The sequence below is a fragment of the Serratia sp. CY84636 genome (assembly GCF_052166245.1).
GTDB lineage: Bacteria > Pseudomonadota > Gammaproteobacteria > Enterobacterales > Enterobacteriaceae > Serratia > Serratia nevei.
The window spans coordinates 80,371-96,400 of sequence record NZ_JBJNOX010000009.1; the positions used below are offsets into that span (position 1 = coordinate 80,371).

The window sequence follows — 16,030 nt, forward strand, 5'->3', positions numbered from 1 at the left end:
CGGGTTCGAAAGGATTGGAACAATGAAAAAAGGTTTAATGCTGCTCTCTCTGCTGGTGGCTTCGGTGACCGGTGCCGCCCATGCCGATGACGCGGCGATCAAAAAAGCGCTCGCCAGCCTGGGTATCCAGCAGGCGGACGTGCAGCCTTCGCCGGTTAACGGCCTGAAAACCGTGCTGACCGACAGCGGCGTGCTGTACGCCTCCGAAGACGGCAAGCACATCCTGCAGGGCCCGCTGTTCGACGTCAGTGGCAAAGAGCCGGTCAACGTGACCAACCAACTGCTGAGCAGCAAGATGGACGCGCTGAAAGATCAGATGATCGTCTACAAAGCGCCGAAAGAGAAACACGTGATCACCGTGTTCACCGATATCACCTGCGGTTACTGCCATAAGCTGCACCAGCAGATGAAAGAGTACAACGATCTGGGCATCACCGTGCGTTATCTGGCGTTCCCGCGTCAGGGGCTGGCTTCCCAGGCTGAGAAAGACATGCAGTCTATCTGGTGTACCGCCGACAAGGCCAAGGCGTTCGACGCCGCCATGAAGGGCGACGCCATCTCTCCGGCCACCTGCAAAACTGACATCAGCAAGCATTACGAGCTGGGCGTGCAGTTCGGCATTCAGGGCACGCCGGCGATCATTCTGGAAAACGGCATGATGATCCCGGGCTATCAGGGGCCAAAAGAAATGGCCGCCATGCTGGATGCGCACCAGGCCGCCACCAAAGCCGGTGGTTAATCGCCGGTGAGTATTAAAACGCAACTACGCCGCCGTCCGGCGGCGGACGACACGCATCTGCCCGCCAGTTTGCCGCCGCTGCTGCGCCGGCTTTACGCCCTGCGCGGCGTGCAGGGTGAGCAGGAGCTGGAGCGCGGCGTCAAGGGCATGCTGCCCTGGCAACAGCTGGACGGCATCGACGACGCCGTCAGCCTGCTGCAACAGGCGCTGGCCGCCGGTCGCCGCATCATGGTGGTGGGCGATTTCGACGCCGACGGCGCCACCAGCACCGCGCTGACGGTGCTGGCGCTGCGCAGCATGGGCGGCGCAGCCGTCGACTACCTGGTGCCGAACCGCTTTGAAGACGGCTACGGCCTGAGCCCAGAAGTGGTGGAGCAGGCGGCGGCGCGCGGCGCGGAGCTGATCGTCACCGTCGATAACGGCATCTCCTCGCACGCCGGCGTCGACGTGGCGCACGCCAAGGGTATGCAGGTGCTGGTGACCGATCACCACCTGCCGGGCGAGACTCTGCCGGCGGCCGAAGCGATCGTCAATCCCAACCTGCGCGGCTGCGCCTTCCCGTCCAAATCGCTGGCCGGAGTGGGCGTCGCGTTCTACCTGATGTTGGCGCTGCGCGCCCGGCTGCGGGACAGCGGCTGGTTCGAACAGCGCGCGCTGGCGATGCCCAATCTGGCGGAACTGCTGGATCTGGTGGCGCTCGGCACCGTGGCCGACGTGGTGCCGCTGGACGCCAACAACCGCATTCTGGTGTATCAGGGGTTAAACCGCATCCGCGCCGGCAAATGCCGTCCGGGCATCCGCGCGCTGCTTGAGGTAGCTAACCGCGATGCCCGCCAGCTGGCGGCCAACGATCTCGGTTTCGCCCTCGGCCCGCGTCTCAACGCCGCCGGCAGGCTGGACGACATGTCGATCGGCGTGGCGCTGCTGCTGAGCGACGACATCGCGCAGGCGCGTATGCTGGCCAACGATCTCGACGCGCTGAACCAGACGCGGCGCGAGATAGAGCAGGGCATGCAGGTGGAAGCCCTGCAGCTGTGCGACCAGTTGGAGCGCACCAGCTCCGAGCTGCCTTACGGGCTGGCGATGTATCACCCGGAATGGCACCAGGGCGTGGTGGGTATCCTCGCCTCGCGTATCAAAGAGCGTTTCCACCGCCCGGTGATCGCGTTCGCGCCGGCGGGTGACGGCATCCTGAAAGGCTCCGGCCGTTCGGTGCCCGGCCTGCACATGCGCGACGCGCTGGAGCGGCTGGATATGCTGAACCCCGGCCTGATGATGAAGTTCGGCGGCCACGCGATGGCGGCCGGGCTGTCGCTGGAAGAGGCCAGGTTCGACGAGTTCCGCCAGCGCTTCGGCGAGCTGGTGGGAGAATGGCTCGATCCGGCGATGCTGGAAGGGGTGATCTGGTCCGACGGCGAACTGGCGATGCAGGAGCTGTCGCTGACGACGGCGGAGCTGCTGCGCGAGGGCGGCCCGTGGGGCCAGGCGTTCCCGGAACCGACCTTTGACGGCAAATTCCGCATCCTGCAGCAGCGGCTGGTGGGCGAGAAACACCTGAAGCTGATGGTGGAACCGCTCGGCGGCGGCCCGCTGCTCGACGGCATCGCGTTCAACGTGGACACCACGCTGTGGCCAGACAGCAGCGTGCGCGAGGTCGAACTGGCCTACAAGCTCGACGTCAACGAGTTTCGCGGCAACCGCAACGTGCAGCTGCTGATCCAGCATCTTTGGCCGCGCTGAAGTGAAATTGACGTTCGTGCAGCGGTAAGTGAACGGTGCACGAACGCCCATCAGTTTCGTGGCGAGATGATCAGGCTGGCGACCCCTTTCTGTTCGATAATCTCCAGCATTCTGAGCGCGGCTCCCTGGGGTTTTACCGCGTTACGTTCCCATTTTTGTACGCTGGTGGTCGACATGTTGACCACGGCCGCCAAATCGGCCTGGCTCAGGCCGAGCCGTCTGCGCAGCATTTTGATGCGTGCGCCGTCCATTTGCTCATGCTGTTCACGCCGGGCATGTTGTTCCTGCGCCTGAACTCGCGCAGTGATGTTGCGCATTGTGTCGTCTGACACGGCACCGACCTCATTAAAACGCTGTGCCATTTTTTGCAGTCTGAGCAGGCGATTATCAGTCATCGCATTTCACCTCTCGCAAGTAGCCGCTATCGATGGCTCGTTTGATAATTTCCGGCGGCATGGCAAGAAAATCTCTGGCGAGCTCGCGATAGGTTGCCAATTCATCATCGTTGATTTCTTTTGCACCGCTCTGTTTTACGGCGTTTTTCAGCCACCCATCAACAAAATACTGATGATGTCCGCGTTTAAACGCCACGATGGATCGGGCTCCACCCCGTTTACCCCGATTGAGCGAAATGCGCTTCTTGTAGACGCCACCGCCCAGATCGCCGTCATGGTTACCGTGCGCGAGTTCGTGAGCCGCCGTGCAAATCTTTTGATCGACGATGCGATTTTTCTTCATAAATTTGTCGAAATCATCCGTGACGAAAATGTCCATTTTGGCACCGCCTGTCCCTGTGAGTCATCATAGCGACTATAGTCTCAATGACCACCTTGCTCAATACTTGAACAGCTTAGCGGCGTGGGGGGCACCGGTAATAAAACGCTGGCGAAATTCCTGCTCTCCCTGCCACCCGCTTTGTCGCCCGATCGCCACAAAAACTGACCAACTCGCTATAAACTGCCGCCCGGATCCGTTAGAATTAGCGGTTCCAATGGCATTCCGCCATCGACGACATCAACGTAAAAGAACGAAACCATGTTTGAAATTAACCCGGTAAAAAACCGAATTCAGGACCTGTCCGAGCGGACTGCGGTTCTTAGGGGGTATCTTTGACTATGATGCCAAGAAGGAACGCCTAGAAGAGGTCAACGCCGAGCTGGAGCAGCCGGACGTTTGGAACGAGCCGGAGCGCGCACAGGCGCTCGGCAAAGAGCGCGCCGCGCTGGAAGCCATCGTTGAAACCATCGATCAGCTGGAGCAGGGCGGCGAAGACGTCGGCGGGCTGCTGGAACTGGCGGTGGAAGCCGACGATGAAGAGACCTTCAACGAAGCGGTCGCCGAGCTGGATCAACTGATGAGCAAGCTGGATCAGTTGGAATTCCGCCGCATGTTCTCCGGCGAATACGACAGCGCCGACTGCTACCTGGATATCCAGGCCGGCTCCGGCGGCACCGAAGCGCAGGACTGGGCCAGCATGCTGCTGCGCATGTACCTGCGCTGGGCTGAAGCCAAGGGCTTCAAGACCGAAGTGATCGAAGAGTCCGACGGCGACGTCGCGGGCCTGAAGTCTGCCACCATCAAGATCATCGGCGACTACGCGTTCGGCTGGTTGCGCACTGAAACCGGCGTTCACCGCCTGGTGCGCAAGAGCCCGTTCGACTCCGGCGGCCGTCGCCACACCTCGTTCAGCTCGGTGTTCATCTACCCGGAAGTCGACGACGATATCGATATCGAAATCAACCCGGCGGATCTGCGTATCGACGTGTACCGCGCCTCCGGTGCGGGCGGTCAGCACGTCAACAAAACCGAATCCGCCGTACGTATTACTCACCTGCCAACCAACATCGTGGTGCAGTGCCAGAACGATCGTTCTCAGCATAAGAACAAGGATCAAGCGTTTAAACAGCTGCGAGCCAAGCTGTACGAGTTTGAGATGCAAAAGAAAAATGCTGATAAGCAGACGATGGAAGACAACAAGTCCGACATCGGCTGGGGCAGCCAAATCCGTTCTTACGTGCTGGATGACTCCCGCATCAAGGATTTGCGCACCAACGTCGAAACGCGTAACACGCAGGCCGTACTGGATGGCGACCTGGATAAATTCATTGAGGCAAGTTTGAAAGCCGGGTTATGAGGAATAGAAATGTCTGAACAACAAGTACAGGGCGCCGATCAGGCGCTGGATCTCAATAACGAACTGCAGTCCCGCCGCGAGAAACTGGCCGGCCTGCGCGAGAACGGCATTGCGTTCCCGAACGACTTCCGTCGTGACTCCACCTCCGACAAACTGCACGCCGCGTACGGCGATAAAGACAACGAAGAGCTGGAAGCGCTGGGCGTAGAAGTGACCGTCGCCGGCCGCATGATGACCCGCCGCATTATGGGCAAGGCATCCTTCGTCACGCTGCAGGACGTGGGCGGCCGCATTCAGCTGTACGTCGCGCGCGACGATCTGGCTGAAGGCGTGTACAACGACCAGTTCAAAAAGTGGGACCTGGGCGATATCCTCGGCGCACGCGGCAAGCTGTTCAAAACCAAGACCGGCGAACTGTCGATCCACTGCACCGAGCTGCGTCTGCTGACCAAAGCGCTGCGCCCGCTGCCGGACAAATTCCACGGCCTGGCGGATCAGGAAACCCGTTACCGCCAGCGTTACCTGGACCTGATCGCCAACGAAGAATCGCGCAACACCTTCAAGGTGCGTTCTCAGGTGATGTCTGCTATCCGCAACTTCATGGTGGAACGCGGCTTCATGGAAGTCGAAACCCCGATGATGCAGGTGATCCCGGGCGGCGCGTCCGCGCGTCCGTTCATCACGCACCACAATGCGCTGGATATCGACATGTACCTGCGCATCGCGCCGGAACTGTATCTGAAGCGTCTGGTGGTCGGCGGCTTTGAGCGCGTGTTCGAAATCAACCGCAACTTCCGTAACGAAGGCGTTTCTCCGCGTCACAACCCAGAGTTCACCATGATGGAACTCTACATGGCTTACGCGGATTACAAAGACCTGATCGAGCTGACCGAGACGCTGTTCCGCACCCTGACCGAGAAAGTGCTGGGCACCTCTCAGGTACAGTACGGCGACGAAGTGTTCGACTTCGGCAAGCCGTTCGAGAAGCTGACTATGACCGAGGCGATCAAGAAATACCGCCCGGAAACCGATCTGGCTGACCTGGCCGACATGGGCAAAGCGGTGGCCATCGCCGAATCCATCGGCATCAAGGTTGAGAAGAGCTGGGGCCTGGGCCGCGTCGTGACCGAGATCTTCGAAGAAGTGGCGGAAAGCCATCTGATTCAGCCGACCTTCATCACCGAGTACCCGGCTGAAGTGTCGCCGCTGGCGCGCCGCAACGACGTTAACCCGGAAATCACCGACCGCTTCGAGTTCTTCATCGGCGGCCGTGAAATCGGCAACGGCTTCTCCGAGCTGAACGACGCCGAAGATCAGGCACAGCGCTTTGCCGATCAGGTGAACGCCAAAGACGCCGGCGACGACGAAGCGATGTTCTACGACGAAGACTACGTCACCGCGCTGGAGCACGGCCTGCCGCCGACCGCCGGTCTGGGCATCGGTATCGACCGTATGGTGATGCTGTTCACCAACAGCCATACCATCCGCGACGTGATTCTGTTCCCGGCGATGCGCCCACAGAAATAATTCCGTTTAGCGTGAAACCACCGGTGCAGGCAACTGCGCCGGTTTTTTTTCGCCCACCGGACTTAACCGCTTAAAACATCGACAGTTACGCGCCATCTCCGCTTGCCCGCCGCCGATAACCGGTTATAATGCCTGTCGCACACCGATGCGGGTGTAGTTCAATGGTAGAACGGCAGCTTCCCAAGCTGCATACGAGGGTTCGATTCCCTTCACCCGCTCCAGTACTCCCTCCTGAAAATATCCTGATTCTCCGAAAGATTACTCCAACCCAATCCTTTGCCCCTGTAAGCGTTATCACTGGTTGTCCGCCATCCCATCAGCATCATCAGCGCCGTGGTGAAGAAAGCAGGGCAAAAAAATGCCGCCCCGGGGGACGGCATGTTGGCCTTCAGCGTACCAGATGCAAGAAATGCAGGTGCTTTTCGTACTGGTCGAGAATATCGTTGATCAACTGCTCCTGATTCCAGCCCATGACATCGTAGTTCTGGCCGCCTTCTTTCAGGTAGATCTCCGCGCGATAATACTTGTGCTGCTCGGCTTGCTGTTCATCGTTATCCAACCCGGCCAGAGCGAACGTCGGCGAACTGTAGCCGCGCAGTCTGACTTCATAGATAAAGTTAAGCTCATCGCCCAAATCGACCTCGAAACGAATGCGGTCTTCCGCAGTGGCGTTGATGCTGCTGAGCGTGTTTTGTTTACTCAGCTCTTCCTGCACCAGCGTCATGGCCGGTTGGATAACCTCATCCATAAAGCGCTTAACCAGCGAGCGTTTTGGTAGATAGGCGATATTGCGCAGCCTGCGCTGCCAGGGAATGGGGTTGCGGGCGGCGGTGGGGGCGATGGTGGCCATATTTTGGCTGTCGCGCTTGGTCAGGTCGCGGCGCAGCGCCTTAAGCAAACCGTAAATGGATATCAGCAAGATGGCCGAGAACGGCAATGCGCTGGCGATGGTGACGGTTTGCAGCGCGCTGAGCCCCCCGGCGATCAGCAAGGCGATGGCGACGATGCCCATCAGCGACGCCCAGAAAATGCGTTGCCAAACCGGCGTGTTGCTGGAGCCGCCCGAAGCCAGCGTATCTACGACCATGGCGCCGGAATCGGCGGACGTGACAAAAAAGACGATCACCATCGCCATGGCGATAAACGAAAGCACGCTGGAGAACGGGAAATGCTCCAGGAAGTTAAACAACGCCAACGCTACATCTTGCTGTACCGTAGTGGCGAGGTCTGTCGCGCCCTGTTCCATGATGAGGTAAATGGCGCTGTTGCCGAACACCGTCATCCACATGAGGGTGAAGCCTGCCGGGACGAACAGCACGCCCGTGACAAATTCGCGGATGGTTCGGCCGCGGGAAACCCGAGCGATGAACATACCGACGAAAGGCGACCAGGAGAGCCACCACCCCCAGTAGAGCAGCGTCCATCCGCCTAACCAGTTGCTGGATTTTGGCTCGTAGGCATACAGATTGAACGTCTTGCTGACCAGCTCGGACAGATAGCCGCCGGTATTTTCCACAAAGGATTTCAACAGCAGGACGGTTGGCCCCAACAGCAAGACCAGGGCCAGGAGCAACAGCGCCAGGCCAAGGTTCAGCTCTGACAGAAAGCGTATGCCTTTCTCCAGCCCTGAAACCACGGAAATGGTGGCCAGCCCGGTAATCACCACGATCAAGATCACCTGAACGGTTTCGTTGATCGGCACGCCAAACAGGTGGTTAAGCCCGGCGTTGACCTGCAACACGCCATAACCCAGCGAGGTTGCGACCCCGAATACGGTGCCGATGACGGCGAAGATATCGACGGCATGGCCGATAGGGCCATAAATACGTTCGCCGATGATCGGATAAAGCGCAGAGCGCAGAGTCAACGGCAGGCCATGCCGATAGCTGAAGAAGGCCAGAATCAACGCCACGATGGCGTAGATCGCCCAGGCGTGCAGCCCCCAGTGGAAAAAGGTCAGGCGCATGGCCTGTTTGGCCGCCTCGACGCTCTCGGGCGTGCCGACCGGTGGCGAGAGATAGTGCATCACCGGTTCTGCCACGCCGAAGAACATCAGGCCGATGCCCATCCCCGCTGAAAACAGCATGGCAAACCATGAGTGGTAGCGAAAATCGGGTTGCGCATGATCGGGGCCAAGTTTGATGTCGCCGTAGCGGGAAAGCCCCAGAAACGTCACGCTGAGCAAAATCAGCGCCACGGCCAAAATATAAAACCAGCTGGCGTTGGTGAAAATTTGTTGCTGCAGAAGCTTGAAGTTCTTGTCAGCGACGTCGGGGAAAAAGGCGGCGAACGCGACCAGAAGAAAAATGAGGACTGCAGAGGTGAAGAATACCGCTTTGTTGATATGGCTCTGCGGCTTTTTTAGGGGGGTGTCTTTCTCACTCATAAATTGATTTATTCCATTTGTTTGATTATCGCCCTGAATGGAGGAGAGGTGTAACCTGTTATATCGTAGCAAAATAGTCAGGCTGTCGGTGCCGGTTAATAAGGCGGAATTACCGCTGCCTGAGCGCGGTAATTCCGAGTTATTCTGTGTTGCCGTTAGTTAAATAAAAATGCCAATAATCCCGTCACCTTATTTTTATTTTCCCATCCTTCCAACTTCATGCAGGCATTAACGAATTCTGTTCTGCGCATTTCATTGCTGTCCGAGGGGAAAGCGCCGCCACCGGCGTTGGGGATCTCCGTGCCGTTGATCGTCATGGAGGAGAAGGTCGGCGAGCTGGTGTGCAAAGACAGGTTCACGGGATAGCGCTGTTCGGCTTCTTGCCGGCAGTGGGTTCTGGCCGCGTCAAGGGGCGTTGGGGTTGCCGTTTGCGCTTCCCATTTCTCCGGCGTGGCACAGGAAGACATCATCAATGCTGCGGCGATAACTGCATATTTTCGCAAAATAAAAATCCATTTCTAAAATAAAATCCCCTTGATTCTACCCCCAGCGTGCCGCGATGGCCCGCTCAATAAGGTAAGCGGGCCGATGTGGCGAGTTAACTGAGGATATCTTCGGCGATCACCTTAAACAGCGTGTCTATTTCGCCTTGGGTGTTGTAGTGCATCATGCCGATGCGCAGCACGCCGCCGTCTTGCAACCCCAGCTGCTGGATCAGGCCCAGCGCATAGAAATGCCCGCTGCCGGCGCAGATGTTGTGCTGCCCCAGGCGGCGGGCGATCGCGTCAGGCGTCTGGCCGCTGAAGGTCAGGGCGAAGGTTGGCGTGCGGCGCGTGCTGTCCGCCTGTGAATGGCCGTAGAGCCGCACGCCGTCGAGTTGCTTCAGCCGTTGCAAAAAGTGGCGGCACAGCGCCTCTTCATGCCGGTGGTAGGCGGCGAAACTCTCCTGCAAACGCTGCCTTAATGGCGCGCCCGGCGTCCCCCACTGCGCCAGATAGTCGATCGCCGCCGCGACGCCGGCCAGCGCCTCGAAGCTTTGCGTGCCGGTCTCGAAACGGCCGGGGCCGACATCGGTGGCCGGCTCGACTTTGTACGGCCGCAGGCGTTGCAGCCACTGCGGCGCGATATAGGCCATGCCGACGTGCGGGCCAAAGAACTTGTAGGCGGAGCACACCAGGAAATCACAGCCCAGCGCCTGCACGTCAATCAGGTTATGCGGCGCATAGTGCACGGCGTCGACATACACCTGCGCGCCGACCCGATGCGCAGCTTCGACGATGGCGCTGATATCGACAATGCTGCCGGTGACGTTGGAGGCGTAGCTGACCGCCACCAGGCGGGTATTGGCGTTGATGCGCTCACACACTTTCGCGGCATCCAATGCGCAGTCGGCGCTCTCCAGCGGTATCTGATGCACCACGGCCCCTTGGTCTGCGGCGGCCTGCTGCCAGCTGGAGACGTTGGCGTAGTGATCGAGCGCGGTGACGATGACCTCATCGCCGGCCTGCCAGTCGCGGCTGATGATGCGGCTGAGATGGAAAGTCAGCGTGGTCATATTCATGCCGAAAACGATTTTGTCGGGCGAAGGCGCATTTAACAAGGCGCGCACCGATTCCCGCGCCTGGCCCATCACCTCGCCGGTGACTCGGCTGGAGAAGTAGTGCCCGCCCAGGTTGGCGTTGTATTTCCCCAGGTAGTCCGTCATTTTTTCCAGCACGCCCCGTGAAACCTGCGCACCGCCGGGGCCGTCGAAAAAGATCGCCGGTTTGCCGTCGATGTGCTGGGACAGGGCACTGAACTGGGCGCGGGCGAGCTCGGGTGTAAAGGTCATGCTTTCTCTCCCCGCGCGGTGAGGACGAAGAGATCCAGGTAGCCTTCTTCTTTCGGGCTTACGGCGTTGATCGGCGTGGCGTTGTGCCACAGTTTGCTGTCTGCCAGCAGCACGGCTTCACCGTCCGCCAGCGCTTTTTTAAAGAAGGGATCGTGGTGGCTGTCGTCGTACAGCATGATTTCACCGCCGACGATGTTGTGCCGGTGAATGGCGATCATGGCGATATGGTCGAAACCGTCCTGGTGAATGCCTTCCGGCGCCACCAGCGTATCTTTTTGGATGGCGACCACGCGCATTTGGTGGATCTCTATCTCGGCGCCTTCCGGCAGTTCGTTATTTTCGGCAAACAGGTTGCACATCTCCGCCATGCCGGCGCTCTGCAGCACGGCGCTGTCGATAGGCTCGAAGCGGCGCACCACGTTGCCCTGGAAATGGTTTATCTGATCGGACTGCATGAAGGTGCGCGGCCCCACTTCGGCGACGTTGGGGTTGAGGTATTTGACGACCGAATAACGGCGCAGGCGATATTTGCCGTCGGCGTGTTGCGTGTGGGGCAAGGAGGAAAACGAAGGCATCAGTTGTTGGGTGGCTTGCGGGCTTAGTACAGTCATACTTATTACGTTTTCGTGTTTCTGTAACATAATCACCTCTAATAATAATAATTTCTGATGTTGTAGGGGGTAATTCGATTGAATTGTAGACGACTCTATAACCAACGCAATTTGGCGGTGGCGAGGTGTGACGGCGGTCGTAAAGCTGGATGAACGCCCGCGCTAAAAGGGGGAGAATAAGGGGGAGATGAGAATGGTGTCGCCGTAATTCGGCGCGGATGATAGCCGCGCCGATTGACGTTAAGCGATGGGCGCGCGGCCCTTATGTTCAGAACGTCTCGAAATACAGCTCGCGCAACAGCCAGGATATTTCGTTATTGGTGCGGTTCAGGACGTCTATTCTGTGAACTCCTATCGCTTCTGCGCGCAGATCGAGCAGCAAGTTGCGAATCTGCCGGAATAACGGGGTTTGCGGGTTGGGTTTGGCTAGCTGCTGCCCACACAGTTTGATACCGGCATCGCAGCCGGTGGCAATGTCCGTCAGGCAGCATGGGCAGGTGGTTTTTTGGCGCGCCATATTGCGGCATTGTTGCCCGATTACCTGATTGAAGTGGCGTAATTGCAGGCAGACTTCCCGCGAGTTCAACGGGTTGGAATGGGTTGTCATCGGTTTCAGCTCCCTTGTCTGCGCCTATATTGGCACTTACCGATGAAGATAACCACGGACAAGCAGAGGGGGTATCGCCTTGTTTTGTCTGGAAACAACGAAAGCGATGAGGCCCGCGGCGGCGGGCCGGTAGCGTCAGGCGCGTTTAAACAGATTCGCCGCCTGGAACAGCGCAAAGGAGCTGACCAGCATCTCGATGCCGACGATGGCCGTCACCAGCGTGACCGATGCCGCCGGGCCTGAGCCGATCAGCATCCAGGCGATGATCAAGTCGAGCACGCCGATAACGAACTGCAGCCAGTTGCCCGGCAGCCCGCGGCGCATGTAGCCCGCTGCCAGGCGAGCGATGCCGCCAAGCGCGAACAGCACGGCGAGGTACACCGCCAGTGCCAGAATGCCCGCCAGCGGACTGGTGATGAACACATAGCCGATAATCAGGTAGGCCACGCCCAGCAAAATGCCGCCGATCATCGGCCAGGTATTCTGTGCCCGGTTAGCGATCATGGCGATAATCAGCCCGGCGCCGCTCAACAGCAGCAGGATGCCGACCACGATGCTCAGCGCTGCGCCGGAGGCGAAAGGATTGACCAGGCACAGTATCCCGCCCGCCAGCAGCAGGAAGGCGATGATCAGCAGGGTGGTGCGTTGCTTTTTGAGCAGTTCTTCGCTCAGGAGGGGCAGATTATTGCGGTCGAGGTTCAACATGACAGTACTCCATTTCGTCGTTGGGTAATTAATCAGTCATCCTTACCTGTTTAGCATAGACCGTCTGGGGGTTTTTGACTGACCCGGCGCAAATGTTACACTGTGCGGCTGACGGGTATCAGAACCGAAAAGACGACCGAGGACTGGATTTGAGCACAGGAAGCAAATGGGCTGGGTGGCGCCGCATCGCGGCGTGTCTGACATTGGGGCTGTTGTTGGCCGGGTGTTCGGGTAAAAATGCCTACAACCGCGACTACGACAAACTGCCGAAGGGCACCTACACCGGCAAGTCCTACACCGTCAAACGGGGCGATACGCTGTACTACATCGCCTGGATCACCGACAGCGAAGTCAGCGATCTGGCCAGAATCAACAAGATACGCCCGCCCTATAGCCTGGAAGTGGGGCAGAAACTGCGGCTGAGCGGCAGTGCGCCGACCAAAACCGCCGCCACGCGCCGTAAAACCTCTTCTTCTTCCGCCGCGATCGCCAAGCAAACGCCGCCGCCGGGCGCTGCCCGCTGTTGGCGTTGGCCGACCAGCGGCCGGATCGTGCAGGCCTACTCCAATTCAGATGGCGGCAACAAGGGCATCGACATCGCCGGCAAACGCGGCCAGCCGATCTACGCTTCCGCCAAGGGCAAAGTGGTGTACGTCGGCAACCAGCTGCGCGGCTACGGCAACCTGATCATGATTAAGCACGGCGAAGACTTTATTACCGCCTATGCGCACAACGACACCACGCTGGTGCGCAACGGCCAGGATGTGAAGGCGGGGCAGAAGATCGGCACCATGGGCAGCACCGGCACCGATTCGGTGTTCCTGCACTTCCAGATCCGCTACCGTGCGACCGCGCTCGATCCGCAGCGCTATCTGCCGCCGCAAGGTTCGTCGCCGTCCTGTTAACGTCAATCTGGCTCCTTGCGGAGCCAGATGTCAGTTACTTCAGCGGCAGGTAAAGATCGGTCACCAGTTCATATTCCGCCACTTCGTGCACGAAGTTGTGGTAGTGGAAATAGAGCGGAAAATCGCGCAGTTCCTCGCCGCTGGCCGGCAACCACTCGCGGTACAGATAATGGGCACTTTCCGAGAGCCCATCCAGCGAGCCGTGATGGCGCAGCAGCGCGCAGCGCCCGGCCGGCAGCGTGCTGTTCACCACGCCGAAGGCGTTGTCCTCGGGGATCGGTGCAGTAACCTCGCCGCAAATGAAGAAGCGGAAGTCCTGCGCTTCGGTGGTGGCCGGATCGTGCGGTGCGATGCCGAAAGTACGGCTGCTTCTGACCGGCGACAGGCCGCTGGTTTTGCGCCACTCGATAAAGCGCGCGGCGGTTTCGTTGACCAGCGCGGACGGGCCGCGATGTTCGATCATCGCCACCGGCGTGGCCGGGAAGTCGACAATGTCTACCTTCATGGGTTGTTTCCTTTTGTGTTTCGGCTCGGGAAAGCGCTGCTGCCAATCGATCCAGGCCGGCCGTTTGCGAAACTGGCTTGGCGTTTGGCTGAACGCCTGTTTGAAGGCGCGGCTGAAGGACTCCGGGTTTTGAAAACCGGCGTCCAGCGCGATGTCAATCACCGGCTCCAGCGGGTTATACGCCAGGCGGTACGAGGCGCGTTTGAGCCTCATCCACTGGATATAACGCCACACCGAGATGCCGCAATACGCGCTAAACTGGCGTTGAAAGTGAAAGCGCGAAAAGTGGGCCACTTCGCTCAGTTTTTCGACGGTGAGCGCCTCGTCCAGGTGGCGATCGATATAGTCAAAGACCTGCGCAAAGCGCTTTGCATACGTCTGGGTCATGTGATTGTCTCCTCCATGCCTGAACTTTGCCCGAGCCGCCGCCGCTTCTCCTGACGGATGATGCTGAGTTGCCGCCGCAGGACAACGGGATGGCTGCGGCGTTTGCCGCCGGCCAGGCCAAACTCATAACCCCCGCGCGGCCGTGTGCCGCGATCCCGACCGAGAAGATGAATATTACATGATGGATCGTTCCCGTTTGCTGAAATTCCTGCTGCCCTACCTGTGGCCGAAAGACAACCCGCGCCTGCGGGGGTATCTGGTGGTGGCCTTCGTGTTCATGGTGGCGGCCAAGGTCAGCACCACGCTGGTGCCGCTGGCCTACAAAGCGATGGTCGATGCGCTGAGCGGCGAGACGGCGAAAATGCTGGCGGTGCCGCTGGGGCTGATCGTCGCCTACGGCGTGGCGCGGGTGGGCGGCGCGCTGTTTGAGGAACTGCGCAACGTGATGTTCATCCACGTCAGCCAGAACGCCACGCGCCTGCTGGGCGTGCGGGTGTTTCGCCAGCTGCATGCGCTGAGTCTGCGCTTCCATCTGGAGCGCCAGACCGGCGGGCTGTCGTTGTCCATCGAGCGCGGCACCCAGGCGGTGTCCACGGTGCTGTCGCGGCTGCTGTTCTCCATCGTGCCGATCCTGTTCGAGCTCTCGCTGGTCACGGCGATCATGTGGCATATGCTGAACGGCTGGTTCGCGCTGGCGATCCTGACGACGGTCGGCTGCTACATCCTGTTTACCGTGCTGGCGGTCAGCTGGCGCACCCGCTTTCGCCGCGAGCTCAACAAGGCCAACGCCGACGCCAACAGCAAATCCATCGACAGCCTGCTGAACTATGAGACCGTAAAGTACTTCGGCAATGAAGAATTCGAAGCCGAGCGTTTCGACCTGTCGCGCCGGCTGTACGAATACGCGGCCATCAAGAACCAATTCAGTTTTACGGCGATCAACCTGGGGCAAACCGCCATTATTTCGATCGGACTGATCGTGATGATGGCCATGGCGGCGCAGGGCATTACGCAGGGGACGATGACGGTCGGCGACTTCGTGCTGGTCAACGCCTACCTGCTGCAGCTGTATCAGCCGCTGAACTTCTTCGGCTTTATTTATTCCGAGGTGCGCCAGGCGCTGATCGACATGGAGAACATGTTCGATCTGCTGCAGGAAAAGCGTGAAATCGTCGATAGCCCGGATGCGCAGCCGCTGCGCCTCGATCGCGGCGAAGTGCGGTTCGATGCGGTCAGCTTCGGTTACGACACGCGCCGGCCGATCCTCAAGCAGGTGAGTTTTACCATTCCGGCGGGCCACACGGTGGCGGTGGTCGGCGCCTCCGGCGCGGGCAAGTCCACGCTGTCGCGCCTGCTGTTCCGCTTCTACGACGTGCAGAGCGGCGCCATTACCCTCGACGGCCAGGACATTCGCCAGCTGACCCAGGCCAGCCTGCGGCAGGCGATCGGCATCGTGCCGCAGGATACGGTGCTGTTCAACGATACGCTGCGCTACAACATCGGCTACGGCAAAACCGGCTCCAGCGATGAAGAAATCGAGCGGGCGGCGCGGCTGGCGCATATCCATGATTTTATCGTCGGTCTGCCCGACGGTTACGACACCCGGGTGGGTGAGCGCGGGCTGAAGCTGTCGGGCGGTGAAAAGCAGCGGGTGGCGATCGCGCGCACCATTTTGAAAAATCCGGCCATCCTGGTGTTCGACGAGGCGACCAGCGCGCTGGATACCCAGACCGAACGTGAAATCCAGGGGCACCTACGCGAGGTGAGCCGCAACCACACCACGCTGGTGATCGCCCACCGGCTCTCCACCGTGGTGGACGCCGATGAGATCATCGTGCTGGAGGCGGGGGAGATCGTCGAGCGCGGGGGGCACGAGGCGCTGCTGGCCGCGAACGGCCGCTACGCCGCGATGTGGCAAACCCAGTACAGCGAAGAGCAGGAATCGCGCTGACG

15 protein-coding genes and 1 tRNA gene are annotated in these 16,030 nt (G+C 59.6%); 7 read left to right on the forward strand and 9 right to left on the reverse strand.

What is annotated here, in order from left to right:
* Window positions 1-22: 22 nt before the first annotated feature.
* Complete coding sequence (gene dsbC, locus ACJ8QI_RS20670; protein WP_060441317.1) at window positions 23-739, forward strand: bifunctional protein-disulfide isomerase/oxidoreductase DsbC; 717 nt, start codon at window positions 23-25, stop codon at window positions 737-739.
* 6 nt (window positions 740-745) lie between these two features.
* Window positions 746-2,479, forward strand: a complete 1,734-nt coding sequence (gene recJ, locus ACJ8QI_RS20675) for a single-stranded-DNA-specific exonuclease RecJ (protein ID WP_442533008.1) — start codon at window positions 746-748, stop codon at window positions 2,477-2,479.
* A gap of 50 nt (window positions 2,480-2,529) precedes the next feature.
* On the opposite strand, the gene ACJ8QI_RS20680 is transcribed toward recJ, so the two are convergent.
* On the reverse strand, window positions 2,530-2,874 hold the full coding sequence (locus tag ACJ8QI_RS20680; protein ID WP_060422882.1) for a helix-turn-helix domain-containing protein: 345 nt from the start codon (window positions 2,872-2,874) through the stop codon (window positions 2,530-2,532).
* Window positions 2,867-3,253 (reverse strand): type II toxin-antitoxin system RelE/ParE family toxin, encoded by a 387-nt coding sequence (locus tag ACJ8QI_RS20685; RefSeq protein ID WP_060422886.1) that lies wholly within the window; start codon window positions 3,251-3,253, stop codon window positions 2,867-2,869. The genes ACJ8QI_RS20680 and ACJ8QI_RS20685 overlap by 8 nt, the downstream gene beginning before the upstream one ends.
* Before the next feature lie 261 nt (window positions 3,254-3,514).
* On the opposite strand from ACJ8QI_RS20685, the gene prfB reads away from it, so the two are divergent.
* The 3 genes from prfB (at window position 3,515) to ACJ8QI_RS20700 (ending at window position 6,361) form a co-directional block, all read left to right on the forward strand.
* Window positions 3,515-4,613 (forward strand): peptide chain release factor 2 gene (gene prfB, locus ACJ8QI_RS20690; protein WP_096242572.1). Its coding sequence is split into 2 segments (ribosomal slippage): window positions 3,515-3,589 and window positions 3,591-4,613, totalling 1,098 coding nucleotides; the frame shifts between segments, so codons are not numbered across the junction.
* Between the two features lie 9 nt (window positions 4,614-4,622).
* Window positions 4,623-6,140: a lysine--tRNA ligase gene (gene lysS / locus ACJ8QI_RS20695; protein ID WP_033649459.1), complete on the forward strand. Its 1,518-nt coding sequence runs from the start codon at window positions 4,623-4,625 to the stop codon at window positions 6,138-6,140.
* Window positions 6,141-6,287: 147 nt separating this feature from the next.
* A tRNA-Gly gene (locus ACJ8QI_RS20700) sits at window positions 6,288-6,361 on the forward strand.
* Between the two features lie 167 nt (window positions 6,362-6,528).
* On the opposite strand, the gene ACJ8QI_RS20705 is transcribed toward ACJ8QI_RS20700, so the two are convergent.
* The 6 genes from ACJ8QI_RS20705 to ACJ8QI_RS20730 form a co-directional block, all read right to left on the reverse strand.
* Window positions 6,529-8,526: a BCCT family transporter gene (locus tag ACJ8QI_RS20705; RefSeq protein ID WP_047729946.1), complete on the reverse strand. Its 1,998-nt coding sequence runs from the start codon at window positions 8,524-8,526 to the stop codon at window positions 6,529-6,531.
* 155 nt (window positions 8,527-8,681) lie between these two features.
* Entirely contained in the window at window positions 8,682-9,029 is a 348-nt protein-coding gene (locus tag ACJ8QI_RS20710; protein WP_442533009.1) for a hypothetical protein, read from the reverse strand.
* 95 nt (window positions 9,030-9,124) lie between these two features.
* Window positions 9,125-10,357 (reverse strand): cysteine desulfurase-like protein, encoded by a 1,233-nt coding sequence (locus ACJ8QI_RS20715; RefSeq protein WP_442533010.1) that lies wholly within the window; start codon window positions 10,355-10,357, stop codon window positions 9,125-9,127.
* The gene (locus ACJ8QI_RS20720; protein WP_224217742.1) at window positions 10,354-10,968 is read right to left on the reverse strand and encodes a 2OG-Fe dioxygenase family protein; all 615 of its coding nucleotides are present in this window, start codon (window positions 10,966-10,968) and stop codon (window positions 10,354-10,356) included. Before ACJ8QI_RS20720 ends, ACJ8QI_RS20715 begins: the two co-directional genes overlap by 4 nt.
* A 268-nt stretch (window positions 10,969-11,236) precedes the next feature.
* Window positions 11,237-11,575, reverse strand: coding sequence for a hypothetical protein (locus tag ACJ8QI_RS20725; RefSeq protein WP_025304105.1), 339 nt, complete (start codon window positions 11,573-11,575; stop codon window positions 11,237-11,239).
* A 135-nt stretch (window positions 11,576-11,710) separates the two neighbouring features.
* A complete protein-coding gene (locus tag ACJ8QI_RS20730; protein ID WP_033644791.1) occupies window positions 11,711-12,280 on the reverse strand; it encodes an HdeD family acid-resistance protein in 570 nt (189 codons plus the stop codon).
* 149 nt (window positions 12,281-12,429) lie between these two features.
* Between ACJ8QI_RS20730 and actS the strand changes: the two genes are divergently transcribed.
* The gene (gene actS / locus ACJ8QI_RS20735) at window positions 12,430-13,185 is read left to right on the forward strand and encodes an amidase activator ActS (RefSeq protein ID WP_225529544.1); all 756 of its coding nucleotides are present in this window, start codon (window positions 12,430-12,432) and stop codon (window positions 13,183-13,185) included.
* Window positions 13,186-13,219: 34 nt separating this feature from the next.
* On the opposite strand, the gene ACJ8QI_RS20740 is transcribed toward actS, so the two are convergent.
* Window positions 13,220-14,077 (reverse strand): AraC family transcriptional regulator, encoded by an 858-nt coding sequence (locus ACJ8QI_RS20740; RefSeq protein WP_047729951.1) that lies wholly within the window; start codon window positions 14,075-14,077, stop codon window positions 13,220-13,222.
* Between the two features lie 181 nt (window positions 14,078-14,258).
* On the opposite strand from ACJ8QI_RS20740, the gene ACJ8QI_RS20745 reads away from it, so the two are divergent.
* On the forward strand, window positions 14,259-16,028 hold the full coding sequence (locus tag ACJ8QI_RS20745) for an ABCB family ABC transporter ATP-binding protein/permease (RefSeq protein WP_084827903.1): 1,770 nt from the start codon (window positions 14,259-14,261) through the stop codon (window positions 16,026-16,028).
* The last annotated feature ends 2 nt before the right edge of the window (window positions 16,029-16,030 follow it).